The organism is Mycobacterium sp. UNC410CL29Cvi84 (assembly GCF_000686745.1).
Lineage (GTDB): Bacteria > Actinomycetota > Actinomycetes > Mycobacteriales > Mycobacteriaceae > Mycobacterium > Mycobacterium mucogenicum_B.
In genome coordinates this window covers 96456-121210 of sequence record NZ_JMLM01000015.1, presented here as the reverse complement: position 1 = coordinate 121210, position 24755 = coordinate 96456, and the positions used below count along the sequence as shown (strand labels likewise).

The following is a 24755-nucleotide window of genomic DNA, read 5'->3' as shown; positions in this document are numbered from 1 at the left end:
GTCGGGGGACGCGCACGACGGCTCCTCGGGTCGTAACCCGTTGACGCGTCCTAGATTTCGTCGGTCAGGCGGACCGGGGCGATCATGTCGAAGACGTCGCCCGGCCCGGGGTTGGTGGGCGACGTCGACCCGCCGAACTGATCCATCACGGCCCATACCGCGTTGAGCGCCGTGGTGATCGCGCCCTCCGCCCAGCCCGCGGTCCACGAGATGTCGTCACCCGCCAGGTAGATGCCGCGATGCCGTGGGTCGAGATCGCGCTGCATGAAGTGCGTGTACAGCAGCTCCTGGTAGCGGTAGTGGCCCGGCAGGTTGGCCTTGAACGCACCCATGAAGTTGCGCTCGGTCTCCCACGACACCGTCTTGGGCGTCTCGATGATGTGGCTGCGGATGTCGACGTTCGGGTAGATCGCCTGCAGCGACTTGAGCATCAGGTCCATGCGCTCGGTTGCGCTCAGCGGCACGATCTTCCGGGAGTCGTCCTCCCACGTGTACGACAGACAGATGACGCCGGGCTTCTCGTTGCCGTCGGCGTCGAGCCCCTGGTCGAGCAGATAGGTGCCACGGCTCATCCGGTCGGTCAGCGTCATCGACATGACGTCGCGGCCCTGCGCGTCCTTGTCCTTCCAGAAGGGGCGGTCGACCAACACGAACACCTTGGACGAACCCATGTAGTGCGTCTGCTCGATGGCCGACCATACGTTGGACGGGAACAGGTCGTCGTCGCAGCGAATGTTGTTGAGTAGCATCCACGATTGGGCGGTGACGATGACGGCGTCGTAGGTGCGGGTTTCCCCGTCGGCGTCGGTGATGGTGTAGCGGTTCGGGTAGGTGCGCCGGATGTCGGTGACGGCGCCCCGGGTGCGGCCGCCGTGCAGCGATTCGAGCGAGGTGCCGGCCGGCCAGTGGGCGAGGCGCTGCGGGGCGCGCTTCCACAACCGCAGCGGCAGCTGCTGCGATCCACCGACCACACCGCGGTGGTTGTCGTCGGCCTCGGTGAGCACGACGCGCAGGATTTCGAGCATCGAGCTCGGGTAGTCGGTGTCCCAGCCGCCCGTGCCGAAGCCGACCTTGCCGAAGATCTCGCGCAGTTCGAACGACTTGAAGTGATGCGACTTGGTCAGGAAGCCCCAGAACGTCTCGTCGTCGAGTTCGCGAACGAGCTTGCCCCACGCCGACTTCAGGGCCTGGGTGTCCCGCTCCCGGATGGCGTTCTGGATCGCGTGCAGGTCGGCGCCGTCCTCGAGCGTCTGGCGCCAGGCGTCGGCGACGTCGGTGAAGGCCTGCGGCAGGTCGGCGAGTTTCTCGGCGTAGTAGGTCTGTCCTTTGAGGTCGACGACGGTGCTGGGGGCGGCGGCCGACAGCGGGTTCGGGAATTCGACGGTCTCGATGCCGACCTTGTCGAAGTACTGGTACAGCGTCGTGGACGTCGGCGGGAACCGCATCGACCCCATTTCGGCGACCGCGTCGGGGGCGTGCTCGAACGGGATGGACCGCATGCGGCCGCCGATCTGATCGGCTTCATAGACAACGGGTTTCAGGCCCATCTTCATGAGCTCGTAGGCGGCGGTGATGCCGGCGCAGCCGGCGCCGACGATCGCGACCTCGGTGCCGTGGCGGTCGGCCGGGATCTCGCCGAGGCCGTCGGCGGAGGACACGTAGTCGTCGTAGGCGAACGGGAAGTCGGGGCCGAACATGGTGATCGGCTTGTCGGACGACCGTGGTCCGGTCTCCGACAGCTGCGTCTCTTCGATGGGCTGAGGGACGGTCATCGGGTCTGGTTCTCCTGGTAGAGATCTCGGCGGCGATCGCCGAGATGTGTGTTGACGGCGCGGGACACGGCCACCGCGCCGGGATCGATGTGGGTGATGAGGAGTTCCTCGGTGCGGCCACCGCGACTCAGTTCGGTCGTGTCGGGCGCGATGGTGCAGCTCAGTCCGCAGTACTCGAGGCCGTTCTCGAACCCCGTGCGGTTGACGTACGACACGAACATCTGGCTCTCATAGGCGCGGGCCGGAACGATGTGCGTCGCAACGAAACTCCACGGCTCCATGAGTCCGGTGGGGACTGCGAGCCATTGCGTGCCGGCATCGGCGTGGGCGCGGGCGTTCTCGGGGAATTCGATGTCGTAGCAGATCAGCAGTCCGCAGGTGACGCCGTCGAGCTCGAACTGCGTGACCCACTGCGAACCCGCGGTGAAGTAGTCGCGGTCGAAGCCGTACAGGTGGGTCTTGCGGTAGTTGGCCAGGGCCGCACCGTCCCGGCTGACGACCTGGACGCTGTTGTACGGCTTGCCCTCGGTGGCCTCGGGATATCCGTAGACGACGGCGATTCCGGCCTCGCGCGCAATCGTGCTGACTGCCTGGAAGATCGGGCCGTCGGCGGGTTCGGCGCGCTGCGCGATCTCGCTGCCGATGTTGTAGCCGGTGGCCGACATCTCGGGCGTGACGACGATCTGGCAGCCGGCGGCGGCGGCCTGCTGGGCCGCCGCCGCGATGGCGGCGAGGTTCTCGGCGACGGTCCCGGATTCCTGCGGACCTTGGAACATGCCGACGGTGATCATCTACGCAGCGCCCACTCGCAGCTTGGACTTCCGGATGCTGTAGCCGAAGTAGATCGCCAGACCGAGGGCACCCCAGATGCCGAACGCGATCCACGTCGCGACGGGCAGCGCCCACATCAGGTAGCAGCAGAACAGGAATCCCAGCACCGGCGCGACGGGGAACAGCCGCAGCCGGAACGTGCGGTGCAGATCGGGGCGCGTGCGCCGCAGGATGATGACGGCGATGTTGACGAGCGCGAAGGCGAAGAGGCAGCCGATCGAGGTGGCGTTGGCCAGCTCACCCAGCGAGACGAAGCCGGCCAACAGCGACACGACGACACCGCAGATGACGATGTTCCAGGTCGGCACGAAGGTCCTCGGGTTGATCTTGGCGAACAGCCCGGGAACCAGGCCGTCAACGGCCATGGTGTACAGGATGCGGGTCTGCCCGTACTGGACGGCGAGGACGACGCTGGCGATCGCGATGACGGCACCGATCGACAGGATGATGGCCGGCACATTGCTGGTGGTGATGCCGCTGAGGGCGACGGCCAGGGTGGCGCCTTCGTCGGCGCTGAACTTGGTCCAGCTCATCGCGCCGAGGGCCGCCAGCGCGACCGCGAGGTACAGCACAGTGACGATCAGCAGCGAGGCCATGATGGCGCGCGGCAGGTCCCGCTTCGGGTCCTTGGCCTCGTTGCCCGCGGTGGAGGCCGCGTCGAAGCCGATGTAGGAGAAGAAGACCTGCGACGCGGCGGCGGAGACGCCGAGGAAGCCGAGCGGCATGAACGGGGTGAGGTTGCCGGCCTTGAACGCGGTGAAGGCGACGGCGCAGAAGAACACCAGCACGATGCACTTGAGGATCACCATCGCGGTGTTGACGGCGGCAGACTCGGATGCGCCCCTGAGCAGCAGGATCGAGGCGAGGACCACGATCGCGATGGCCGGCAGGTTGATGACACCGCCCTCGCCCGGTGCGCCGGTGATGGCGGCGGGAAGTTCGATGCCGAACAACTGGTGGAGCAGTGTGTTGATGTAGCCGCCCCAGCCGACGGCGACGGCGGCGACCGAGACGCCGTATTCGAGCATCAGACACCAGCCGCACACCCAGGCCCAGAACTCGCCGAGGGTGGCGTAGGCGTAGGAGTAGGAGCTGCCGGAGACGGGGATGGTGCCGGCCAGTTCGGCGTACGACAGCGCCGAGAACAGCGCGGTGACGGCAGCGAGGATGAACGAGAGCAGGACTGCCGGACCGGCTTTCGGGACGGCGGCGCCGAGAATGACGAAGATTCCGGTGCCGAGCGTCGCGCCGATGGACAGGGCGGTCAGATGGATGAAACCCATCGAGCGTTTGAGGTGGGGGCCGTCGGGGGTTTCGTTGGCGGCGACGATGTCGTCGACGGATTTTTGTGCGCTCATGGCGCGCAGAATGCCCGGACGAGGGGCCTCGGTGATGGCCAAGGGGAGCTCCGTGGGGAGGAGGGCGCGCCACGAGATTTGTGACTCGCGTAACAGAGTGCGGTACGTCACTCCCGCTTGTCAACATGTGGAGTGAGCTAGGAAACAATTGTTGCCTTTGGCGACCGCGGATGCCTACTCTAGGGCCAGTGATCTGAGCCACATCAAAGGGGATGCCATGGCAGGTGCAATCGAGACCCGGTCCATCGACTGGATCCCGACCGGGGAACGCAGGGGCAAGGTGCACCACCAGGCACCGTTCTGGTTCACCGGGAACTTCGTGCTGACCACGATGGTCACGGGCTTCCTCGGGCCGGCCAACGGACTGTCCGCCGGGTGGTCGGTGCTGGCGGCCGTCGCCGGCGCCTGTTTCGGGACGCTCTTCATGTGCTTCCACGCCAACCAGGGCCCCACGATGGGCCTGCCGCAGATGATCCAGTCGCGCGCGCAGTTCGGTTCGCGCGGCGCGCTCGTCCCGTTCATCGCCGTGATCTTCGTGTACATCGGCTTCAACGTCTTCAACACGATCCTCGCCACATCCGGCTTCAAGACGGTCTTCCCCGGCCCGAACTGGCTCTGGTACCTCGGGCTGATGGTGGCCGCGATCGTCATCGCCGTCGTCGGCTTCGACCTGATGATGGTCGTGCAGCGGTGGCTGACATACCTGCTGATCGTCGTGTTCGGCGTCCTCACCGTCTACGCCTTGTCGACGTTGCACCTCAATGCGGCGGTTCCCGACGGCGGCAAGTTCTCGCTGACGGTGTTCCTCATGCAGTTCGCCGCCGCGGCCGGATACCAGATTTCGTACGCGGTCTATGTCTCCGACTACTCGCGGTACCTGCCCGAGAACACCTCGGCCAAGCACGTCATCTGGTGGACCTACCTCGGTGCCGCCGGGTCGTCGGTGTGGCTGATGTCGCTCGGCGCGGTGCTGGCATCGGCGCTGCCGACGCCGGACGCGATCGTCTCGATCCAGACCGTCGGCAACCAATTACTGCCCGGCTTCGGCACTTTCACCGTCGTGGTGGCGTCGATCGCCCTGGTGACCATCATGTCCGTCAACGCCTACGGCGCCAGCCTGACGAGCATGAGCGCCCTCGACGCCTTCCGGCCGATCACGCCGACCGTGCGCCTGCGGGTGCTCGGCATCGCGCTCACGTCGTTCGTCGCCTTCGTCGTCGCGCTGTCGCTGCCCGAGGGTTACCTCGAGTCGTTCAACACCTTCGTGCTGCTGATGCTGTACTTCCTGATCCCGTGGACGGCCGTCAACCTCGTCGACTTCTATTTCGTTCGGCGCGGGCACTATTCGATCGTCGACATCTTCCGGCCCGACGGCATCTACGGCCGGTGGTCCTGGCGCGGACTCGCGGCGTACCTCGTCGGCATGGTGTCGATGGTGCCGTTCATCTCGTTGCACTTCTACGAGGGGCCCATCGCCAAGATGCTTGGGGGAGTGGACATCTCGTTCGTCGTCGGCCTGGCGGTATCTGGGCTGGCGTACTACGTGCTGACGCGCGGCGTGGACCTGGCGCCTGAGCACGCCGCGGTCGAACGGAGCCGTCAGGAGCTGACGGCCGCCTAGCTATTCGGCGGCCTCGGCCAGGCGCCGGTGCGCCAGGGCCGGGGTCAGCACCCACAACACCTTCGCGCCGGACTGCGCGTCGGCGTGGAAGGCGTGTGGACGGTCGGCCTCGAACGTCAGCGCATCGCCCTGGTTCAGGGTGATGCGGCTGCCGTTGCCCTCGACGAAGTCGATGTGCAGCCGGCCCTCGATGACCATCGCGAACTCCACTTCGGCCGGCAGTGAGTAGGTGTCGTTCCCGCTGCCGCCGCCGGGCGCGATGTCGCTCATCAGGACCTGGAAGCGGCGCTCGCCCGTCGGCGTCAGCTGGAATTCGGTCATCCGGGTGCCGCCGAACTCGATGCGCGGGTACTCGCCGGCGCGGACCACCTCGCCGACGGGTGTCTCGTCGAACAGGGAACCGACCTGGAGTTCGAGGGCGTCACAGATGCGGATGAGCGCGGCGACGGACGCGTTGGACTGGCCGCGTTCGACCTTCGACAGGTAGCCCTTGGTCACGCCACTGGCGGCGGCGAGCTCGTCGAGCGTCATGCGCTTGGCGCTGCGGGCGGCCTTCAACCGTGCGGCGATCGTTAGTTGCGTTGCCGGCGAACCGCCCACGTTTTCCTCCTAGGAAACAAAGGTTGACAATAATTCTACTGCCGGAAACAATGAGACCCAAGCCACACGCCACGACTTTGGAGAACTGATGAGCTTCGACCGGTACATCACGACCACCGCGCCCGACGGCCGCGAGATCATCGGCCAGGTCGATGCCAGCCGGTTCCCGCGCTACGCCGAACCGGCCACCTTCGCGCGGGTGCCGCGCCTGGACCAGGTTTCCTCGCCCGACGTCACGATCCTCGGCGTCCCGTTCGACTCCGGCGTGTCCTACCGGCCGGGCGCGCGCTTCGGCCCCGGGCACATCCGTGCCGCGTCCAAGCTGCTGCGGCCCTACAACCAGGCGCTCGACGTGTCGCCCTTCGCCAACCAGCAGGTCGCCGACGCCGGCGACATCGGCGTCAACCCGTTCAACATCAATGAGGCCATCGAGACCATCGACAGCGAGGTGACCGCGCTGCGCAAGGACGGCAGCGCCGTGCTGACGCTCGGCGGCGACCACACCATCGCGCTGCCGATCCTGCGGTCACTGCACCGCGACCACGGCCCCATCGCCGTGCTGCACTTCGACGCGCACCTCGACACCTGGGACACCTACTTCGGCGCCGCCTACACGCACGGGACCCCGTTCCGCCGGGCCAGCGAAGAGGGCCTCATCGACATGGAGCGCTCGCTGCACATGGGTATCCGCGGCCCGCTCTACAGCAAGAAGGACCTCGAGGACGACGCGATCCTCGGCTTCCAGGTGATCCGCTCCGACGACTACCAGGTCGACGGCCTGGCGAGTGTGCGGGAGCGCATGGTGAAGCGCCTGGCCGGCGGTCCGGTCTACGTATCGGTGGACATCGACGTGCTCGACCCGGCGCACGCGCCCGGCACCGGGACACCGGAAGCCGGGGGACTGACGTCGCGCGAGCTGCTGCATTCGCTGCGCTCGCTGACCGGGCTGAACGTGGTGGGCGCCGACATCGTCGAGGTGTCGCCCGCATACGACCACGCCGAGCTGACGGGCATCGCCGCCGCACACGTCGGCTACGAGCTGCTGTCGGTGATGAGCGCGAACCGCTGAGCCGGACGACGATCAAGCGGCGAGGTACGAGCCGCGTTGAGGAGTTCGGCAGATCAGACTAGGGCTTGCGCCGCACCGACGCCTCGACGATGTCGAGGACGGCGGTCAGATCCTCGCCGGTCTGACCCGACGCGAGCCGCGCGATGAGGCCGTCGAGCACCAGGTCGAGATAGATGTGCAGCACTTCGGTGGGCACGTCGTCGCGCAAGGTGCCGGCGGCCTTCTTGCGCTCCAGACGCGCGATGGTGGCCTGGTTGAGTTCCTCGTAGCGCTGCTGCCACTCGGCACGGAACTCGGCATCGGTGCGCAGCCGCCGGGCGATCTCCAGCCGGGTGCCCAGCCACTGGTAGTTCTCCGGCTTGGCCAGCATGTTGCGCATGACCTGCACGAGGCCGTCCTTCTCGACGGTCTCGGCCATGCGCTCGCCGTCCTCCTCGGCGAGCGCGAAGAACAACGCGTCCTTGTCGCGGAAGTGATGGAAGATCGCGCCCCGCGACATCGCGGTGGCTTCTTCGAGAAGGCGGACGGTCGCGCCTTCGTACCCGAACTCGGAAAAACAGCGTCGGGCGCCGTCGAGGATCTGCGCTCGACGGGCGGCGAGATGATCGTCGCTAACTTTGGGCACCAGGACTCCTACTGGCGTTCGGTTGGGCAGCCCGAGAGCTGCCCAACCGAATCAGCCAGCTATCAGGCCTCGCTGCCCGACCGCAGCATGTTGCGCAGCACGTACTGCAGGATGCCGCCGTTGCGGTAGTAGTCGGCCTCGCCGGGGGTGTCGATGCGGACCACGGCGTCGAACTCGACCTTGGTGCCGTCCTCCTTGGTGGCGGTGACGTGCACGGTCTTCGGCGTCTTGCCGGCGTTGAGCTCCTCGATGCCGGAGATGTCGAAGGTCTCGGTGCCGTCCAGGCCCAGCGACTTGGCGCTCTCGCCCGCCGGGAACTGCAGCGGGATGACGCCCATGCCGATCAGGTTCGACCGGTGGATGCGCTCGAACGACTCGGTGATGACGGCCTTGACGCCGAGCAGCGTGGTGCCCTTGGCGGCCCAGTCACGCGACGAACCCGAACCGTATTCCTTGCCGCCCAGCACGACCAGCGGGATGCCGGCCTTCTGGTAGTTCATGCACGCGTTGTAGATGAACTCCTTCGGGCCACCCTCCTGGGTGAAGTCGCGGGTGTAGCCACCCTGCGTGCCCTCCAGGCCGATGGTGTCCAGAATCCGGTTCTGCAGGCGGATGTTGGCGAAGGTGCCGCGGACCATGACCTCGTGGTTGCCACGACGGCTGCCCAGCGAGTTGTAGTCCTTGCGGGCCACACCGTGCGCGTCCAGGTAGTCCGCGGCCGGGGTACCCGGCTTGATCGGGCCGGCCGGGCTGATGTGGTCGGTGGTCACCGAGTCGCCCAGCAGGGCCATGACGCGGGCGCCCTTGATGTCGGTGACGGGCGCCGGCTCCATTTCCATGCCGTCGAAGTACGGCGCCTTGCGGACGTAGGTCGAGGCGTCGTCCCACGCGAAGGTGTCGCCGGCGGGGGTCGACAGGTTGCGCCAGTTGTCGTCGCCCTTGAACACGTCGGCGTAGGACTTGCGGAACATGTCCTGGCTGATCGCGCTCTTGATGGTGTCGTCGATCTCCTGGGCCGACGGCCAGATGTCGCGCAGGAAGACGTCGTTGCCGTCAGTGTCCTTGCCCAGGGAGTCCGTCTCGAAGTCGAAGTCCATGGTGCCGGCGAGGGCGTAGGCGATGACCAGCGGCGGCGAGGCCAGGTAGTTCATCTTGACGTCGGGGGAGATGCGGCCCTCGAAGTTGCGGTTACCGGACAGCACCGCGGTGACGGTCAGGTCCTCTTCGTTGACGGCCTTGGAGATCTCCTCCGGCAGCGGGCCGGTGTTACCGATGCACGTGGTGCAGCCGTAGCCACCCAGGTAGAAGCCCAGCTTCTCCAGGTAGGGCCACAGGCCGGCCTTCTCGTAGTAGTCGGTGACGACCTGGCTGCCCGGGGCCATGTTGGTCTTGACCCACGGCTTGCTGGTCAGGCCCTTCTCGACGGCGTTGCGGGCCAGCAGGGCGGCACCGATCATGACCGACGGGTTGGAGGTGTTGGTGCAGGAGGTGATACCCGCGACCGCGACGGCGCCGTGGTCGAGGATGAACTCGCCGCGGTCGCCCTTGACGCGCACCGGCTTGCTCGGCCGGCCCTCGGCGCCGTTGGCGGCGGACTGGACGTTGACGGCACCGTCGTCAGCGAACGACAGGGCGGCCGGGTCAGAAGCCGGGAACGACTCCTCGACGGCCTCGTCGAGCTTGGTGTGGTCGGCCGGGTGCTGCTCCTCCACGTAGTTGTGGATGTCCTTGCGGAACGCGATCTTGCTCTCCGACAACAGGATTCGGTCCTGCGGGCGCTTCGGGCCGGCGATCGACGGCACGACCGTCGACAGGTCCAGCTCGAGGTACTCCGAGAAGGCCGGCTCGTGGTCGGCGTCGTGCCACATGCCCTGGGTCTTGGCGTAGGCCTCGACGAGCGCCAGCTGCTCGTCGGTGCGGCCGGTCAGGCGCAGGTAGTTGATGGTCTCTTCGTCGATCGGGAAGATCGCACAGGTCGAGCCGAACTCGGGGCTCATGTTGCCCAGGGTGGCGCGGTTGGCCAGCGGCACCTCGGCGACGCCCTTGCCGTAGAACTCGACGAACTTGCCGACGACGCCGTGCTTGCGCAGCATGTCGGTGACGGTCAGCACCACGTCGGTGGCGGTGACGCCCGGCTGGATTTCACCGGTCAGCTTGAAGCCGACGACGCGGGGGATGAGCATCGAGACGGGCTGGCCCAGCATGGCGGCCTCGGCCTCGATACCGCCGACGCCCCAGCCCAGCACGCCCAGGCCGTTCTCCATGGTGGTGTGGCTGTCGGTACCCACACAGGTGTCGGGGTACGCCTGGCCGTTGCGGACCATCACGGTGCGGGCCAGGTACTCGATGTTGACCTGGTGGACGATGCCGGTGCCCGGCGGGACGACCTTGAAGTCGTCGAAGGCGCCCTGGCCCCAGCGCAGGAACTGGTAGCGCTCGGAGTTGCGCTCGTACTCGAGGGCGACGTTCTTCTCGTAGGCGTCGGCGGTGCCGAACACGTCGAGGATGACGGAGTGGTCGATGACCATCTCGGCGGGAGAGAGCGGGTTGACCTTGTTCGGGTCGCCGCCGAGGGCGGTGACGGCCTCACGCATGGTGGCCAGGTCGACGACGCAGGGCACGCCGGTGAAGTCCTGCATGATCACACGGGCCGGGGTGAACTGGATTTCGATGCTCGGCTCGGCCGACGGATCCCAGTTGGCCAGCGCCAGGATGTGATCCTTGGTGATGTTGGCGCCGTCTTCGGTGCGCAGCAGGTTCTCCGCAAGCACCTTGAGGCTGTAGGGAAGCTTCTCGGTACCCGGAACCGCGTCGAGGCGGAAAATCTCGTAGCTGTTTTCCCCGACAACGAGCGTGTCACGGGCTCCAAATGAATTGCTGCTCACATCAACTCCCGGCTAGATCTCGCCGCGACGGGCTGTGTCAGCGGCGCGTTGCTACCCTAACAGTACGCTTGTCCTATGAGCGCCCAGGGGGTGGCTACAGTCTTGTCGGGTTCCGGGTGCGCCGTCAGGGAGTTCGAGGAAATTCCAGTACCGTTTGCCGCGTGACAACTTTCGCGGCATTCATTCCGCCGGACGTCTGCGCCACGGTCGGGCAGGACCCGGCCAAGACCCCTGTCGACGTGTGCATGGCGGCGGTGATCACGCAGGTGCGTGACGGTGGGGTCAGCGCGCCGGGCATCGCGCCCGCCAAGACGCCGGCCACGCCGCAGGAAGCGAAGCAGGCCGCCGAGGCCGCGCAGGAGGCCGCCGCCCTGCGTCAGGTCGTCGCCGACGCTCATGCCAAGGGCATCGACCTCAAGATCGTGGTGCTGCCGACGAGTCCGGGCATCGACACCCCGCTGCGTGACATCGCCGCGGACGTCGGCCGGGTGTATCCCGAGTCGACCGTGCTGACCCTGAGTCCCGGCTTCGCCGGCTCGGTCAGTCCGACTTATGACCGGTCGCTGTTGGAGGCCGGTCAGGACCTCGCGAAGACGCCGAGCGTTGTGCAGAACTCGAAGAATTTTGTGAGTCAGCTGGAAACGCCGATATTTCCTTGGACGTCGTTCACTGTGGTGGTCATCCTCGGCGTGGTAGCGGCTGCCGTCGGTACCCGGTTTCTGCAGGTCCGGGCCCGGAAAGCGGCCGCAGCTGCGGCGCCGCAGGACGCCGCCGCGCCGGCATCTCGGTAGCTGCGCGCGGGGCGCCGCGAATTCGAATATCACTATTCGGTCACACCTTTTTCAATTACAACGGTGTGGTTTGTTACTAACGTTTCATTTGTGCAACCTGTGACGTACGGTGCAGTTGGTACCGCATGTTGCAGTTGTGATGATTTGTGATTTCTGCGACTTACGGGACCAACGGATCGAGCCCGCTTTTGCCTTAGGCGGGCACCAGCGCGCTGGAGCCTTAGGAGACCTGAGTCAATGGGACGCAGCATTCGCCCCTTTAGTGGTGGGCTGGCCACCCGGCTGGGCAGTCGCGTCGGCACCGGGTCGCTCGTGTTCGGTGTCATGACCGCGTCCGTGTTCGCCTCCGGTATCGCGTCGGCGCAACCCGGCAGCAGCGAGATCGCCGCCCTGGTCACCGATCTCGCCAACGCCAATCAAAAACTGCAGGACCTCGGCGCCGCCATCCAGACCCGGCAGGAATCGGTCAACAAGGCCATCGCCGACGTGCAGACCGCCCGGGACGACGCCGCGACCGCCCAGCAGGACATCGACACCAGCCAGACCGGTCTGAAGGACGCCAACGCGGCCATCGCCGCCGCCCAGGCGCACTTCGACAAGTACGCCGAGGCGGCGTACATCAACGGGCCGTCCGCGTCCTACCTGACCGCGACCGATCCCGGCGAGATGATCAACACCGCCGCCACCGGCCAGGCACTGACCATCAGCTCGCAGGAGGCCATCGCCGATCTGCAGCGCAGCCGCACCGAACTGGCCAACCGCGAATCCGCCGCCCGCCTGGCCAAGCAGAAGGCCGACCAGGCCGTCAAAGATGCCCAGGCCAGGCAGGACGACGCCGTCAGGGCCCTGACCGATGCCCGGACCACGTTCGCCGACCAGCAGACGCAGCTGGACCAGCTGGTCAGCCAGCGCGACGCGGCGCAGGCCAAGCTCAACGCAGCGCGCACACAATGGGCGGCGAGCGCCCCCGCGTCCGGAACTCCCGCGGCCGACCCCGGCCGGTACGCCGCCAACTGGGACGGCGCGCCCGCCGCGGCCGGCCCCCGCAAGTGGGACGACGGCGGCTGGGACCCGACCCTGCCCAAGATTCCGAGCGCCAACATCCCCGGTGACCCGATCGCCGTCATCAACAACGTGCTCGGCATGACCGCCACGTCGGCGCAGGTCACCCAGCAGATGGGCCACAGCTTCCTGCAGAAACTCGGCCTGGTGCCCGCCACCGTCACCAAGTCGGGCTACACCAACGGCGCCATCCCGCGCGTCTACGGCAAGCAGGCCTCGGAATACGTCATCAAGCGCGCCATGTCGCAGATCGGCGTCCCGTACTCCTGGGGCGGCGGCACCGCCGCCGGTCCCAGCACGGGCATCGACTCGGGTGCCGGCACCGTCGGGTTCGACTGCTCGGGTCTGATCCTCTACGCCTTCGCCGGCGTCGGCATCAAACTGCCGCACTACTCCGGCAACCAATATGAGGCGGGCCGCAAGATCCCGACATCGCAGGCCCGCCGCGGGGACGTCATCTTCTACGGCCCGGGTGGCAGCCAGCACGTGACCCTGTACCTCGGCAACGGGCAGATGCTCGAAGCGCCCTACACCGGTTCCAACGTCAAGGTGTCGCCGGTGCGAACCAGCGGCATGACGCCATACGTGATCCGTTACATCGAATACTGATACAGGGGTTATTGCATTGCAGGGCAAGGAATTTCACCGGAGAGACCTCCTCGCGGGCGTGGGCGCGCTGGCGCTGGCACTCGCGTTCGGGCCTGCGCCGAGTGCGGTTGCCGAGCCCGACGGCGGGTGGGACCCGACACTGCCCATGCGGGCCAGCTCGGGTGCCCCCGGTGACCCGGTGGCCATCGCCAACGCGACGTTCCAGGCCAGCCAGCTGGCTCTGCAGACCACCCAGAACCTCGGCCAGAGCTTTCTGTCCAGCCTGGGCCTGGGCGGCAAACCGAGCGGCGGTGGCGGCGGAACCGCCGCGATGATGCCCGGCGGCCGCGTCGGCGGTAAGCAGGCCATCGAGTACGTCATCCGGCGCGGCGGCTCCCAGATGGGCGTCCCGTACTCGTGGGGCGGCGGCACGCTGACCGGTCCCGGACCCGGCGTGGACTACGACGCCGGCAAGATCGGTTATGACTGTTCGGGTTTCACCCGCTACGCCTACGCCGGCGTGGGCGTGCAGATTCCCAAGTACTCGGGCGACCAGTACAACACCGGCCGTGCCATCGCGCCGTCGGAGGCCAAGCGCGGCGACCTGATCTTCTACGGCCCCGGCGGCAGCCAGCACGTCACGATCTACCTCGGCAACGGAAAGATGCTGGAGGCGTCCGGCAGTGCCGGCAAGGTGACGGTCAGTCCGGTCCGCACGGCCGGTATGTCGCCGCACCTGTCCCGCATCATCGAGACCTGAGACACGCGGAAAGTCCGCCCTAGCAGCACTGACGGCTCCGCCGTCGGCAAACGTTCGACGGATACGCAGCCGCCTGGAATAGTTGACTCCGGGCGCGCCGCTATATTGGCGGCTACCCGCTAGACCAGCGATTTTGCGCCGGACATCCGGCCGAAACAATTGTGGGAGGAAGCTAGATGACGTCACCGAGTGGGCCGCCCGACGGCGCCGGAGGCTACCCAGGCCCGGCACCCACACAGGGTTACCCGCCCGGGGCGCACGCCGCCCCCGCCGCGCAGCCGCCCGTCAGCGGCTCGCTGCAGTCCGAGGTGCACACCCTCGAACGCGCCATCTTCGAGGTCAAGCGCATCATCGTCGGCCAGGACCAGCTGGTCGAGCGCATGCTGGTCGGCCTGCTGGCCAAGGGCCACGTGCTGCTCGAAGGTGTGCCGGGCGTCGCCAAGACCCTCGCCGTGGAGACCTTCGCCAAGGTGGTCGGTGGCTCGTTCGCCCGCATCCAGTTCACCCCCGACCTGGTGCCCACCGACATCGTCGGTACGCGCATCTACCGCGTCGGCAAGGAAGAGTTCGACATCGAGCTCGGCCCGGTGATGGTCAACTTCCTGCTCGCCGACGAGATCAACCGTGCGCCCGCCAAGGTGCAGTCAGCGCTGCTGGAGGTCATGGCCGAGCGCAAGATCTCCATCGGTGGCAAGACCTTCCCGCTGCCCAGCCCGTTCCTGGTCATGGCGACCCAGAACCCCATCGAGCAGGAGGGCGTCTACCAGCTGCCCGAGGCGCAGCGCGACCGATTCCTGTTCAAGCTCAACGTCGGCTACCCGTCGCCCGAGGAAGAGCGCGAGATCATCTACCGGATGGGCGTCAAGCCGCCGGAGCCCAAGCAGATCCTCACCACCGAGGACCTGCTGCGCCTGCAGGACGTGGCCGCCAACACCTTCGTGCACCACGCCCTCGTCGACTACGTGGTCCGCATCGTGACCGCCACGCGTGAGCCGGAGAAGTTCGGCATGCCCGACGCCAAGGCGTGGATCGCCTACGGCGCCTCGCCGCGTGCCTCGCTGGGCATCATCAGCGCCTCCCGTGCGCTGGCGCTGGTCCGGGGCCGTGACTACGTCATCCCGCAGGACGTCGTCGAGGTCATCCCGGACGTGCTGCGGCACCGTCTCGTGCTCACCTACGACGCGCTCGCCGACGAGATCTCAGCCGAGACCGTCGTCAACCGGATCCTGCAGACCGTCGCGCTGCCGCAGGTGAATGCCATTCCGCAGCAAGGACATTCGGTTCCGCCCGTGATGGCCGGCGCAGCTGGGGCCTCTGGTCGGTGACCGCCCCCGGGTCTGATCGTTCGGCTTCGCCGCAGACCGGCCGGTCCGTCGATCTGCCGTCACTGCAGCGTGGCCAGATTCGCGATCCCGAACTGTCGGCCGCACTGCGCAAGCTGGAGCTCACCGTCCGGCGCAAGCTGGACGGTGTCCTCCACGGCGACCACCAGGGCCTGATCCCCGGTCCGGGATCCGAGCCGGGGGAGTCCCGGCTCTACCAGCCCGGCGACGACGTCCGCCGGATGGACTGGTCCGTCACGGCGCGCACGACGCATCCGCACGTGCGGCAGATGATCGCGGACCGGGAATTGGAGACCTGGCTCGTCGTCGACATGTCGGCGAGCCTGGACTTCGGCACCGCGGGCTGCGAGAAGCGTGATCTGGCGGTCGCCGCGGCGGCCTCCATCGCGTTCCTCAACAGCGGCGGCGGCAACCGGCTCGGCGCGGTCATCTCGAACGGCGACACCGTCCGCCGGGTCCCCGCACTGTCCGGCCGGCTGCACGAGCAGGAACTGTTGCGCGCCATCGCCACCACACCCAAGGCCCCGGCCGGGGTCCGTGGTGACCTGGCCGCCGCCATCGACGCGCTGCGCCGGCCCGAGCGCCGCCGCGGCATGGCCGTGATCATCAGTGACTTCCTCGGCCCGATCAACTGGATGCGCCCGCTGCGCGCCATCGCCGGGCGGCACGAGGTGCTGGGCATCGAGATCATCGACCCGCGCGATGTGGAGCTGCCAGCCGTGGGGGACGTGGTGCTGCAGGACGCCGAGTCCGGCATCACCAAGGAGTTCACCATCGACGAGCAACTCCGGGACGACTTCGCCCGCGCCGCCCAGGCGCACCGCGACGAAGTGGCCCGCACGCTGCGCCGATGCGACGCTCCGCTGCTGACGCTGCGCACCGACCGGGACTGGATCGCCGACGTCGTCCGGTTCGTGGCGAACCGTCGCCGCGGCGCCATGGCGGCCCGGTAGCTGTCAACCACTGTGTCCATTGGACGGCTCGCCGTCGTGGCGTGCCGATTTAGGCGTGCACCGGCCGAGACGATAAGTTGACCAGCATGAGTGACGCTGTTGCCACTGAGGCTGCTCCTGGCCGTCCGGCCTTCGTTTCCCGTTCCGTGCTGGTCACCGGTGGTAACCGGGGTATCGGCCTGGCCATCGCGCAGCGGCTGGCCGCGGACGGCCACAAGGTCGCGGTGACCCACCGCGGTTCGGGTGCGCCCGAGGGCCTGTTCGGCGTCGTGTGTGACGTGACCGACGCCGAGGCCGTCGACCGTGCGTTCAAAGAGGTCGAGGAGCACCAGGGCCCGGTCGAGGTGCTGGTGTCCAACGCCGGTATCTCCAAGGACGCGTTCCTGATGCGCATGACCGAGGAGCGGTTCACCGAGGTCATCAACGCCAACCTCACCGGCGCGTTCCGCGTGACGCAGCGCGCGTCGCGCAGCATGCAGCGCAAGCGTTTCGGCCGCATCATCTACATCGGCTCGGTCTCGGGCATGTGGGGCATCGGCAACCAGGCCAACTACGCGGCCGCCAAGGCCGGCCTGATCGGCATGGCGCGCTCCATCTCTCGTGAGCTGTCCAAGGCCGGCGTCACCGCCAACGTCGTGGCCCCCGGGTACATCGACACCGAGATGACGCGTGCCCTCGACGAGCGCATCCAGGAAGGCGCGCTGGACTTCATCCCGGCCAAGCGCGTCGGCACCGCCGAAGAGGTCGCCGGTGCCGTCAGCTTCCTGGCGTCCGAGGACGCCGGCTACATCGCCGGTGCGGTCATCCCGGTCGACGGCGGCATGGGCATGGGTCACTGACCCGCGGCGCTCAATTGAAAACGCTTTGGCTTACCAGAACTTAAAGGAGTCAGCACAATGGCAGGTTTGCTCGAAGGCAAGCGGATCCTGGTCACCGGGATCATCACCGACTCGTCCATCGCGTTCCACATCGCGAAGGTCGCCCAGGAACAGGGCGCCGAGCTGGTGCTCACCGGCTTCGACCGGATGAAGCTCATCCAGCGCATCGCCGACCGGCTGCCCAACCCGGCGCCGCTGCTGGAGCTCGACGTGCAGAACGAAGAGCACCTGGCCTCGCTCGGTGCGCGCGTCACCGAGGTGATCGGCGAGGGCAACAAGCTCGACGGCGTCGTGCACTCCATCGGCTTCATGCCGCAGAGCGGCATGGGCATCAACCCGTTCTTCGACGCGCCCTACGAGGACGTCGCCAAGGGCATCCACATTTCGGCCTACTCGTACGCCTCGCTGGCCAAGGCGCTGCTGCCGATCATGAACGAAGGCGGCGGCATCGTCGGCATGGACTTCGACCCGACCCGCGCCATGCCCGCGTACAACTGGATGACGGTCGCCAAGAGCGCCCTCGAGTCGGTCAACCGGTTCGTCGCGCGCGAGGCCGGCAAGTTCGGCGTGCGCTCCAATCTGGTTGCGGCAGGCCCCATCCGGACCCTGGCCATGAGCGCCATCGTCGGCGGTGCCCTCGGCGACGAGGCCGGCCAGCAGATGCAGCTGCTCGAAGAGGGCTGGGACCAGCGCGCGCCGATCGGCTGGAACATGAAGGACCCGACGCCGGTCGCCAAGACCGTCTGTGCGCTGCTGTCCGAATGGCTGCCCGCGACCACCGGCTCGATCATCTACGCCGACGGTGGCGCCAGCACCCAGCTGCTGTGATGAGCGCTTGCGCGAAGAACCAACAGCGCTGATGGATTTCGACGCACTGCTGCTGCTGTCGTTCGGCGGGCCCGACGGGCCCGCCGACGTCCGGCCGTTCCTGGAGAACGTGACGCGGGGACGCGGCGTGCCGCCGGAGCGCCTCGACGCCGTCGCCGAGCACTACATGCACTTCGGGGGCGCGTCGCCGATCAACGCCATCAACCGGGCGCTGATGTCGGAGCTCGAGGCGGCGATGCCGCAGCTGCCGGTGTACTTCGGGAACCGGAACTGGGACCCGTACATCGAAGACACGGTTACCGCCATGCGGGACAACGGGATTCGTCGCGCGGCAGTGTTCACGACGTCCGCCTGGGGCGGGTACTCCAGCTGCCGGCAGTACATCGAGGACATCGCGCGCGGCCGGGTCGCGGCGGGCCCGCAGGCGCCCGAGCTGGTGAAGCTGCGCCAGTACTTCGACCATCCGCTGTTCGTCGAGATGTTCGCCGAGGCCATCGGCGAAGCCGCCGCCCAGCTGCCCGCCGACCTGCGTGACGCGGCCCGCCTCGTGTTCACCGCGCACTCGATTCCGGTCCGGGTCGACGAGCGCGACGGACCACGGCTCTACAGCCGTCAGGTCGGCTACGCCAGCCGGCTGGTCGCCGCGGCCGCCGGCTACGACGAGTACGACCAGGTCTGGCAGTCGCGGTCCGGGCCGCCCCAAATCCCTTGGCTGGAACCGGATATCGGTGACCACCTGGCGGCGCTCGCGGCCGCCGGCACCAAGGCCGTCATCGTCTGCCCCATCGGGTTCGTCGCCGATCACATCGAGGTGGTGTGGGACCTCGACAACGAGCTCGCCGAGCAGGCGGCCGAGGCCGGAATCACGTTGGTGCGCACCACGACTCCCAATGCCGACCCGCGGTTCGCGCGGCTGGCCGCGTCGTTGGTCGACGAACTGCGCACGGGTGCGCCGCCGGCGCGGGTCGAGGGCCCGGACCCGGTGCCCGGGCACGGCTGCAGCATCAACGGGGTGTCCTGCCTGCCGGGCTGCTGCGGCGACTGACCGGTCCTACCGCTCCCAGGCCGAATGCAGGATGGCCGTCACGGCGGCCAGCCGGGCGGAGCGCACGATGTCGGACAGGGGCCGCATGGCCTCCGTCGCGATCTGCATCTCCGATGCGCTCTGCAGGCCGATGGGCGCCAGCCCGGCGCTGACCGTGATGATCGCGTCGATGTGGGCCGCGGTCTCGAGCACCCGCACCGCGCGGGTGGGGGCGTGGTCCGGCAGTTTGTGCAGATGCCCGGCCTCGAGCAGCTGTTCGACCATCTCGCGCGGATCCTCGATGTCCGAACCGGGTTCGGCACGCAGGCGGCCGAGGGCGTCGGCCGCGGACCGGACCGCGTCGCGCAGTCGGTACTCCTCTTCGCCGAGGTCGAAGTGGCCGGCCACGGGAGCGCTGGGCAGCGAGTACACCGTCCAGGACAGGGCCTTGACCTCGGCGTCGTCGGTGTCGTCCTCGTATTCGAAATCGGGGACCAGCCCGACGGCCTCGCCGTAGTTGGAGGTGATGACGACGGCTTCGCCCATGTCGACGGCGTCCTGCTGGAACCGGGTGCCGGGGGTCAGGCCCCGGACATCCCCGGGTACGGGCAGTACCAGGTTCAACGCCGGCTCCGAGCGGGCAGCTCCGGCCGCGTGCCGCAGCGTCTGCAGCAACGTGACGCCGCCGTAGTTGGTCAGGTCGGGCCACGGCAGGCCCGTGCGGCTGGCCGCCACGGCGTCGTACGCGGCAATGGAATGTCTTGGCGCCCACGGCGATAGCGCATCCAGGACATCGTCGGGTGCGGCCAGGCCGGCATGCCAGGCATTGGCCCACACCGTCAGCGAAACACTTGGACACCACATGATGCACGCAGTGTAAAACGCTCCGGCCGATTAGGCCTGCAAGGCGCTACTCTGGTCGCATGCCGGTGCCGTTGCTGTGGCTCATCGTGGCGATCGGGCTTGCCGGTGCCGAAGCGCTGACCGGTGACATGTTCCTGCTCATGCTGTCCGGCGGTGCCCTGGCGACCGCAGGTCTGAGCTGGGCCACCGACTGGCCCATCTGGGCCGACGGCCTCTCCTTCCTCATCGTGTCGGTGCTGTTGCTGGTCCTGGTGCGGCCGGCGCTGCGCAAGCGGCTGGGTGCCGCGGGCCTGCCCGAACCGGTGAAGGCCTTGGAAGGCAAGTCGGCGCTGGTGCTGGAACGGGTGACCCGCCATGAAGGGCAGGTAAAACTCGACGGCGAAATCTGGACGGCGCGCCCGATGGCCGACGACGATGTCTTCGAGCCCGGCGATCACGTCACCGTGATGCGGATCGACGGTGCGACCGCGGTGGTCTTCCGGGCCATCTGAACGCAAGGGGAGCTGAAATTGACTGGTGCACTTGTCCTTCTGCTGATCCTGGTGGCGTTTGCCATCGTGGTGGTGGTCAAATCGGTGGCGCTCATCCCGCAGGCCGAGGCAGCGGTCATCGAGCGGCTGGGCCGCTACAGCAAGACCGTCTCGGGCCAGCTGACGCTGCTGCTGCCGTTCATCGACAAGATCCGGGCCCGGGTGGATCTGCGTGAGCGGGTGGTGTCGTTCCCGCCGCAGCCGGTGATCACCGAGGACAACCTGACGGTGAACATCGACACCGTCGTCTATTTCCAGGTGACCAGCCCGCAGGCCGCGGTGTACCAGATCAGCAACTACATCGTCGGCGTCGAACAGCTGACCACGACGACGCTGCGCAACGTCGTCGGCGGCATGACGCTGGAGCAGACGCTGACCTCACGTGACCAGATCAACGCCCAGCTGCGCGGCGTGCTCGACGAGGCCACCGGCCGGTGGGGCCTGCGCGTCGCGCGTGTCGAGCTGCGCAGCATCGATCCGCCGCCGTCGATCCAGGACTCGATGGAGAAGCAGATGCGCGCCGACCGCGAGAAGCGCGCCATGATCCTGACCGCCGAGGGCGCCCGTGAGGCGTCCATCAAGCAGGCGGAAGGGCAGAAGCAGTCGCAGATTCTGGCGGCCGAGGGCGCCAAGCAGGCGGCGATCCTGGCCGCCGAGGCAGACCGGCAGTCGCGCATCCTGCGCGCGCAGGGTGAGCGGGCCGCCCAGTACCTGAACGCCCAGGGCCAGGCCAAGGCCATCGAGAAGACGTTCGCGGCCATCAAGGCCGGCCGGCCGACGCCCGAGCTGCTGGCCTACCAGTACCTGCAGACGCTGCCGCAGATGGCCAAGGGTGAGGCCAACAAGGTGTGGGTGGTGCCCAGCGACTTCGGTTCGGCGCTACAGGGTTTCACCAAGCTGCTCGGGGCACCGGGGGAGGACGGGGTGTTCCGCTACACGCCGTCGCCGGTCGACGAGGCCCCCGTCAAGGATGACGACGACGAGGTCGCCGACTGGTTCAACACCCAGACCGATCCGGCCATCGCGCAGGCCGTGGCGAAGGCCGAGGCCGAGGCCCGCACGCCGGTGCAGCAGCCCGGCTACGGCGCACCGTCGTTGCCCGTGCCGCCGGCACCCCCGACGCAGCCGCTCGAGGCGCGTCCGTTCCCGGAGATCGACCCGCCCGCCGGACAACACTCGAGGTGACCATGAGCTTCTTGACGTCCCGCAGCACCTACACCGCGTTGGGGCTCCTGATGGCAGGTGACGCGGCGGCGTGTGCCGTCCCCGTCGCCCCTATCGAGAAGGCGCTGAACGGCGTGAACTTCCCGCTGGAGTACCGGTGGATCCTCGTCGGCTCCAAAGCGGTGGCCGCCGTGGGTCTGCTTGCCGGACAACGCAATTCGGCCCTGGCTCGGCTGACCACCGCCATGCTGGCGCTGTACTTCACGCTGGCCGTCGGCGCGCACGTCAGGGCCCACGACAAGCCGGTGAACGCCGCGCCGGCGGTGCTGTTCCTGGCGCTGTTCACCGCGATGACGGCGAAGGGGCTGCCCGAGCGGGAGTCCTAGTCAGCTGTGCGCGTCGACCGGGTGCTGCGCGGCGTGGGCCCGGCGGTGCAGCCGGATCTCGTAGATCAGCCCGCAGATGCCGATGGTCGCGGTGCAGGCCGACACGACCAGGAGCGACGGGCGGATCTGACCGGTGAGGGCGTCGCCGAGGATGACGACGGCCGCGGTGCCGGGCAGCAGTCCGAAGAACGTCGCGAACGCGTACGGCACCACCCGGACCGATGACGCCCCGGCGGCGTAGTTGAGCACGGAGAACGGCACCGCCGGGATCATGCGCATCGACAGGATCGCCGCCCAGCCACGTTCCTTGAGCCGGGCGTCGAGGCTGTCGATGTGCTTGTGCGACAGCTTGCTCAACTGCCAGCCCAGCACCCGGACGAGCCAGAGCGCGATCAATGCGCTCAGTGTGCTGGCGATGACGGCCAGTGTGACGCCGAGGGCGGAACCGAACAGGAGTCCTGCGGCGAGGGTGAACGCGGTACGCGGGAACGGCAGCACCGTGACCAGCGTGTGCGCGACCAGGAACGCCAACGGGAACCAGGGGCCGGCCGCGGCGGCCCAGTCGCGCATCTGCACCGCGCTGGGCAACGGCACCCAGATGGCGATTGCGACAAGAATCACAATTGCTGCCCCGATGCCGACGGCCCGGCGCAGCGGCATCTGAGCCGCAGTGGCTTGCACTGCAGACAGGACCGTGCGCAGCGCGCTGACAACGGAGTTCACGTGTTCCAAGGGTACGGGGCCATCGCCCATCGCCGACGTCCGGCGGGTGTCCGACCGATGGGCCGCGGCACTGGCCACCACCGGCACCGACGAGGCGGCCAGCCGGTGCGCCGTAGAGCTACTGGGTAGTAGCGACCTGCGTGATTTAGCCTGAAAGTCAGGTGTGATAGGCATTTCTGCATGCAGTGCCATATGTCCGATGGCCGAAAGATTGGGAGTCGCCGGTGACTGTCGACGTGTCCACTGTTCGGGACCGCTACGCGCGGTGGCAGACGAACGTCGCCGGTGTGCTCGCCAAGAGCACGCGCAAGGCTGTCGAGGATCTGCCGGCCGACCCCGAGCGGTTGCTCGATTCGCCCACGTACGACGGCTTCCCGGTCCGTCCCCTGTACACCAGCCTGGACGGCCTGGCCGAGCTCGCGCTGCCCGGACACTGGCCGTTCACCCGCGGCGGTGACGCCCACCGCGACGTGCTCGCCGGCTGGAAGGTGGCCGAGTCCTTCCCGATCGCGAGCGATGCTGACGTCGCCACGGTCAACGGTGCCATCCTGCTCGCCCTGACCGACGGCACGAGCGCGCTCGAGGTCCGGGTCGGTTCGGGCGGCGTGCCCGTCGACCAGCTCGACCGCGTATTCGAGGGCGTCTTCCTGGATCTGGTTCCGGTGCTCCTGGATGCCGGTGCCGATCTGGCGGGTGCCGCTGATCAGCTGCTGACGCTGGTCAAGCCGTTCGACGCCGACCAGCGTGCCCGGCTGTCGATCGACCTGGGCGCCGACCCGCTGACCGCGCCGCTGTCCGGCCGCACCGCGGCGACCGAGGCCGACGTCGTCGCCACCGCCACGAAACTGACCGACTACGACGGGGGAGTGCGCGCCGTCACGGTCGACGCCGCCGCGCTGCACAACCTCGGCGCGAGTGCCTCGCTGGAGCTGGCGGGTGCCATCGCCGCCGGTGTCGCGTACCTGCGTCTGCTCACCGAGAGCGGACTGTCGGTCGCCGACGCGCTGCGGCAGATCAGCTTCCGCTTCGCCGCTGACGACGACCAGTTCGCCACCATTGCCAAACTCCGTGCGGCGCGCCAGCTTTGGGCCCGCGTGGCCGAGGTCGTCGGTGACCCCGCCGCCGGCGGAGCCGGCAATACAAAAGAAGCCGGTGCGGCAGTAATTCACGCCGTCACCTCGAAGGCCATGATGTCGCAGCGCGACCCGTGGGTGAACATGCTGCGCACCACCCTTGCGGCGTTCGCCGCCGGCGTGGGCGGCGCCGACACCGTGCTGGTCGAGACGTTCGACGCCGCCATCGACGGCGGATTGCCCGGTACCGCAGTCACTTTCAGCCGCCGCATGGCACGCAACACGCAGCTGCTGCTGCTCGAGGAGTCACACCTGGGCCGCGTCGTCGACCCGTCGGGCGGCTCGTGGTTCGTCGAGGACCTCACCGATCAGCTGGCGCAGCAGGCCTGGGCTAAGTTCCAGGAGCTGGAGTCGCTGGGCGGTTTCGTCGCCGCCCGTGATCACCTGAGTGCTCAGATCACCGAGGTCGCGGCCCGTCGTGCCGACGACATCGCGCACCGCCGTACGGCGCTCACCGGTGTGAACGAGTTCCCGAACCTCGCGGAAACCCCGCTCGCGCAGACGGATTCGTTCCCCGGCGTGGTGCGCTACGCCGCGGCTTTCGAGGCGCTGCGCAACCGCTCCGACGCGTACCTGGCCAAGACCGGCAAGCGCCCGCAGGCCGTGCTGCTGCCCGTCGGCCCGCTCGCCGAGCACAACATCCGCACCACGTTCGCCGCGAACCTGCTGGCTTCCGGTGGCATCGAGGCCGTCAACCCCGGCACCGTCGACGCCGCGGGTGTCGCGGCCGCTGCCGCGGGCCAGGTGGCCGCGGTGGTCTGTGGCACCGACGCCCGGTACGCCGAGGAGGCCAGCGATGTCGTCAAGGCCGCCCGCGCGGCCGGCGTCGCGCACGTCTACCTCGCCGGGCCGGAGAAGGCCGTTGAAAACACAGTGGATGCGTCCGCTCGACCGGACGAATACCTGACCATGAAAATCGATGCCGTCGAAGCGCTTTCGACCCTGCTCACCCGATTGGGGGCATGAC

Annotated in this window: 22 protein-coding genes; 14 read left to right on the top strand and 8 right to left on the bottom strand. The window is 67.9% G+C overall.

What is annotated here, in order from left to right; genetic code table 11:
- Positions 1-50 precede the first annotated feature (50 nt).
- From BR47_RS0121205 to BR47_RS0121195, 3 genes are read right to left on the bottom strand one after another with little or no spacing between them, the layout of a single operon-like run.
- Positions 51-1772: a flavin monoamine oxidase family protein gene (locus BR47_RS0121205; RefSeq protein ID WP_020100559.1), complete on the bottom strand. Its 1722-nt coding sequence runs from the start codon at positions 1770-1772 to the stop codon at positions 51-53.
- A complete protein-coding gene (locus tag BR47_RS0121200; protein ID WP_029120717.1) occupies positions 1769-2563 on the bottom strand; it encodes a carbon-nitrogen hydrolase family protein in 795 nt (264 codons plus the stop codon). The genes BR47_RS0121205 and BR47_RS0121200 overlap by 4 nt, the downstream gene beginning before the upstream one ends.
- Positions 2564-3961: an amino acid permease gene (locus tag BR47_RS0121195; protein ID WP_231506745.1), complete on the bottom strand. Its 1398-nt coding sequence runs from the start codon at positions 3959-3961 to the stop codon at positions 2564-2566. It abuts the gene before it with no gap.
- A gap of 217 nt (positions 3962-4178) precedes the next feature.
- Here BR47_RS0121195 and BR47_RS0121190 point away from each other — a divergent pair, with 217 nt between their 5' ends.
- Complete coding sequence (locus BR47_RS0121190) at positions 4179-5582, top strand: purine-cytosine permease family protein (RefSeq protein ID WP_051634926.1); 1404 nt, start codon at positions 4179-4181, stop codon at positions 5580-5582.
- On the opposite strand, the gene BR47_RS0121185 is transcribed toward BR47_RS0121190, so the two are convergent.
- Positions 5583-6182, bottom strand: a complete 600-nt coding sequence (locus BR47_RS0121185; protein WP_020100555.1) for a helix-turn-helix domain-containing protein — start codon at positions 6180-6182, stop codon at positions 5583-5585. It lies immediately after the preceding gene.
- Between the two features lie 88 nt (positions 6183-6270).
- On the opposite strand from BR47_RS0121185, the gene speB reads away from it, so the two are divergent.
- Entirely contained in the window at positions 6271-7251 is a 981-nt protein-coding gene (speB, locus tag BR47_RS0121180; RefSeq protein WP_051634925.1) for an agmatinase, read from the top strand.
- A gap of 58 nt (positions 7252-7309) precedes the next feature.
- Here the strand turns inward: speB and BR47_RS0121175 are convergent, their stop codons facing one another.
- Both BR47_RS0121175 and acnA read right to left on the bottom strand, forming a co-directional pair.
- Positions 7310-7876, bottom strand: a complete 567-nt coding sequence (locus BR47_RS0121175) for a TetR/AcrR family transcriptional regulator (RefSeq protein WP_020100553.1) — start codon at positions 7874-7876, stop codon at positions 7310-7312.
- Between the two features lie 62 nt (positions 7877-7938).
- Positions 7939-10761: an aconitate hydratase AcnA gene (gene acnA / locus BR47_RS0121170; RefSeq protein WP_020100552.1), complete on the bottom strand. Its 2823-nt coding sequence runs from the start codon at positions 10759-10761 to the stop codon at positions 7939-7941.
- A 161-nt stretch (positions 10762-10922) separates the two neighbouring features.
- On the opposite strand from acnA, the gene BR47_RS0121165 reads away from it, so the two are divergent.
- From BR47_RS0121165 to BR47_RS0121130, 8 genes are all read left to right on the top strand, one after another.
- A complete protein-coding gene (locus BR47_RS0121165; protein WP_029120713.1) occupies positions 10923-11552 on the top strand; it encodes an Rv1476 family membrane protein in 630 nt (209 codons plus the stop codon).
- Between the two features lie 237 nt (positions 11553-11789).
- Positions 11790-13223: an NlpC/P60 family peptidoglycan endopeptidase RipA gene (gene ripA / locus BR47_RS0121160; protein WP_036427632.1), complete on the top strand. Its 1434-nt coding sequence runs from the start codon at positions 11790-11792 to the stop codon at positions 13221-13223.
- A 58-nt stretch (positions 13224-13281) separates the two neighbouring features.
- Positions 13282-13962: an NlpC/P60 family peptidoglycan endopeptidase RipB gene (gene ripB, locus BR47_RS0121155; RefSeq protein WP_020100549.1), complete on the top strand. Its 681-nt coding sequence runs from the start codon at positions 13282-13284 to the stop codon at positions 13960-13962.
- 176 nt (positions 13963-14138) lie between these two features.
- Positions 14139-15287, top strand: a complete 1149-nt coding sequence (gene moxR1, locus BR47_RS0121150) for a chaperone MoxR1 (protein WP_029120710.1) — start codon at positions 14139-14141, stop codon at positions 15285-15287.
- A 53-nt stretch (positions 15288-15340) separates the two neighbouring features.
- Entirely contained in the window at positions 15341-16258 is a 918-nt protein-coding gene (locus tag BR47_RS0121145) for a DUF58 domain-containing protein (RefSeq protein ID WP_029105019.1), read from the top strand.
- 86 nt (positions 16259-16344) lie between these two features.
- Positions 16345-17097, top strand: a complete 753-nt coding sequence (gene fabG1 / locus BR47_RS0121140; RefSeq protein ID WP_029105018.1) for a 3-oxoacyl-ACP reductase FabG1 — start codon at positions 16345-16347, stop codon at positions 17095-17097.
- 57 nt (positions 17098-17154) lie between these two features.
- On the top strand, positions 17155-17964 hold the full coding sequence (inhA, locus tag BR47_RS0121135) for an NADH-dependent enoyl-ACP reductase InhA (protein ID WP_029120709.1): 810 nt from the start codon (positions 17155-17157) through the stop codon (positions 17962-17964).
- A gap of 31 nt (positions 17965-17995) precedes the next feature.
- Entirely contained in the window at positions 17996-19009 is a 1014-nt protein-coding gene (locus BR47_RS0121130; protein ID WP_029120708.1) for a ferrochelatase, read from the top strand.
- Positions 19010-19015: 6 nt separating this feature from the next.
- Here the strand turns inward: BR47_RS0121130 and BR47_RS0121125 are convergent, their stop codons facing one another.
- On the bottom strand, positions 19016-19852 hold the full coding sequence (locus BR47_RS0121125) for an Rv1486c family protein (protein WP_029120707.1): 837 nt from the start codon (positions 19850-19852) through the stop codon (positions 19016-19018).
- Between the two features lie 59 nt (positions 19853-19911).
- Here BR47_RS0121125 and BR47_RS0121120 point away from each other — a divergent pair, with 59 nt between their 5' ends.
- The 3 genes from BR47_RS0121120 to BR47_RS0121110 are packed head-to-tail and all read left to right on the top strand — an operon-like array spanning position 19912 to position 21932.
- On the top strand, positions 19912-20343 hold the full coding sequence (locus tag BR47_RS0121120; protein ID WP_020100542.1) for an NfeD family protein: 432 nt from the start codon (positions 19912-19914) through the stop codon (positions 20341-20343).
- An 18-nt stretch (positions 20344-20361) separates the two neighbouring features.
- Complete coding sequence (locus BR47_RS0121115) at positions 20362-21567, top strand: SPFH domain-containing protein (protein WP_036427631.1); 1206 nt, start codon at positions 20362-20364, stop codon at positions 21565-21567.
- Between the two features lie 2 nt (positions 21568-21569).
- Positions 21570-21932, top strand: a complete 363-nt coding sequence (locus BR47_RS0121110; RefSeq protein ID WP_029120705.1) for a DoxX family protein — start codon at positions 21570-21572, stop codon at positions 21930-21932.
- On the opposite strand, the gene BR47_RS0121105 is transcribed toward BR47_RS0121110, so the two are convergent.
- On the bottom strand, positions 21933-22655 hold the full coding sequence (locus BR47_RS0121105) for a TVP38/TMEM64 family protein (RefSeq protein WP_029105015.1): 723 nt from the start codon (positions 22653-22655) through the stop codon (positions 21933-21935). It lies immediately after the preceding gene.
- Positions 22656-22879: 224 nt separating this feature from the next.
- Between BR47_RS0121105 and mutA the strand changes: the two genes are divergently transcribed.
- On the top strand, positions 22880-24754 hold the full coding sequence (mutA, locus tag BR47_RS0121100) for a methylmalonyl-CoA mutase small subunit (protein ID WP_051634924.1): 1875 nt from the start codon (positions 22880-22882) through the stop codon (positions 24752-24754).
- The last annotated feature ends 1 nt before the right edge of the window (position 24755 follow it).

Coding starts and splice junctions, on each gene's coding strand:
- BR47_RS0121205 (WP_020100559.1), bottom strand. CDS start 1,772: ATGACCGTCCCTCAGCCCATCGAAGAGACGCAGCTGTCGGAGACCGGA.
- BR47_RS0121200 (WP_029120717.1), bottom strand. CDS start 2,563: ATGATCACCGTCGGCATGTTCCAAGGTCCGCAGGAATCCGGGACCGTC.
- BR47_RS0121195 (WP_231506745.1), bottom strand. CDS start 3,961: ATGAGCGCACAAAAATCCGTCGACGACATCGTCGCCGCCAACGAAACC.
- BR47_RS0121190 (WP_051634926.1), top strand. CDS start 4,179: ATGGCAGGTGCAATCGAGACCCGGTCCATCGACTGGATCCCGACCGGG.
- speB (WP_051634925.1), top strand. CDS start 6,271: ATGAGCTTCGACCGGTACATCACGACCACCGCGCCCGACGGCCGCGAG.
- ripA (WP_036427632.1), top strand. CDS start 11,790: ATGGGACGCAGCATTCGCCCCTTTAGTGGTGGGCTGGCCACCCGGCTG.
- moxR1 (WP_029120710.1), top strand. CDS start 14,139: ATGACGTCACCGAGTGGGCCGCCCGACGGCGCCGGAGGCTACCCAGGC.
- fabG1 (WP_029105018.1), top strand. CDS start 16,345: ATGAGTGACGCTGTTGCCACTGAGGCTGCTCCTGGCCGTCCGGCCTTC.
- inhA (WP_029120709.1), top strand. CDS start 17,155: ATGGCAGGTTTGCTCGAAGGCAAGCGGATCCTGGTCACCGGGATCATC.
- BR47_RS0121130 (WP_029120708.1), top strand. CDS start 17,996: ATGGATTTCGACGCACTGCTGCTGCTGTCGTTCGGCGGGCCCGACGGG.
- BR47_RS0121125 (WP_029120707.1), bottom strand. CDS start 19,852: ATGTGGTGTCCAAGTGTTTCGCTGACGGTGTGGGCCAATGCCTGGCAT.
- BR47_RS0121120 (WP_020100542.1), top strand. CDS start 19,912: ATGCCGGTGCCGTTGCTGTGGCTCATCGTGGCGATCGGGCTTGCCGGT.
- BR47_RS0121110 (WP_029120705.1), top strand. CDS start 21,570: ATGAGCTTCTTGACGTCCCGCAGCACCTACACCGCGTTGGGGCTCCTG.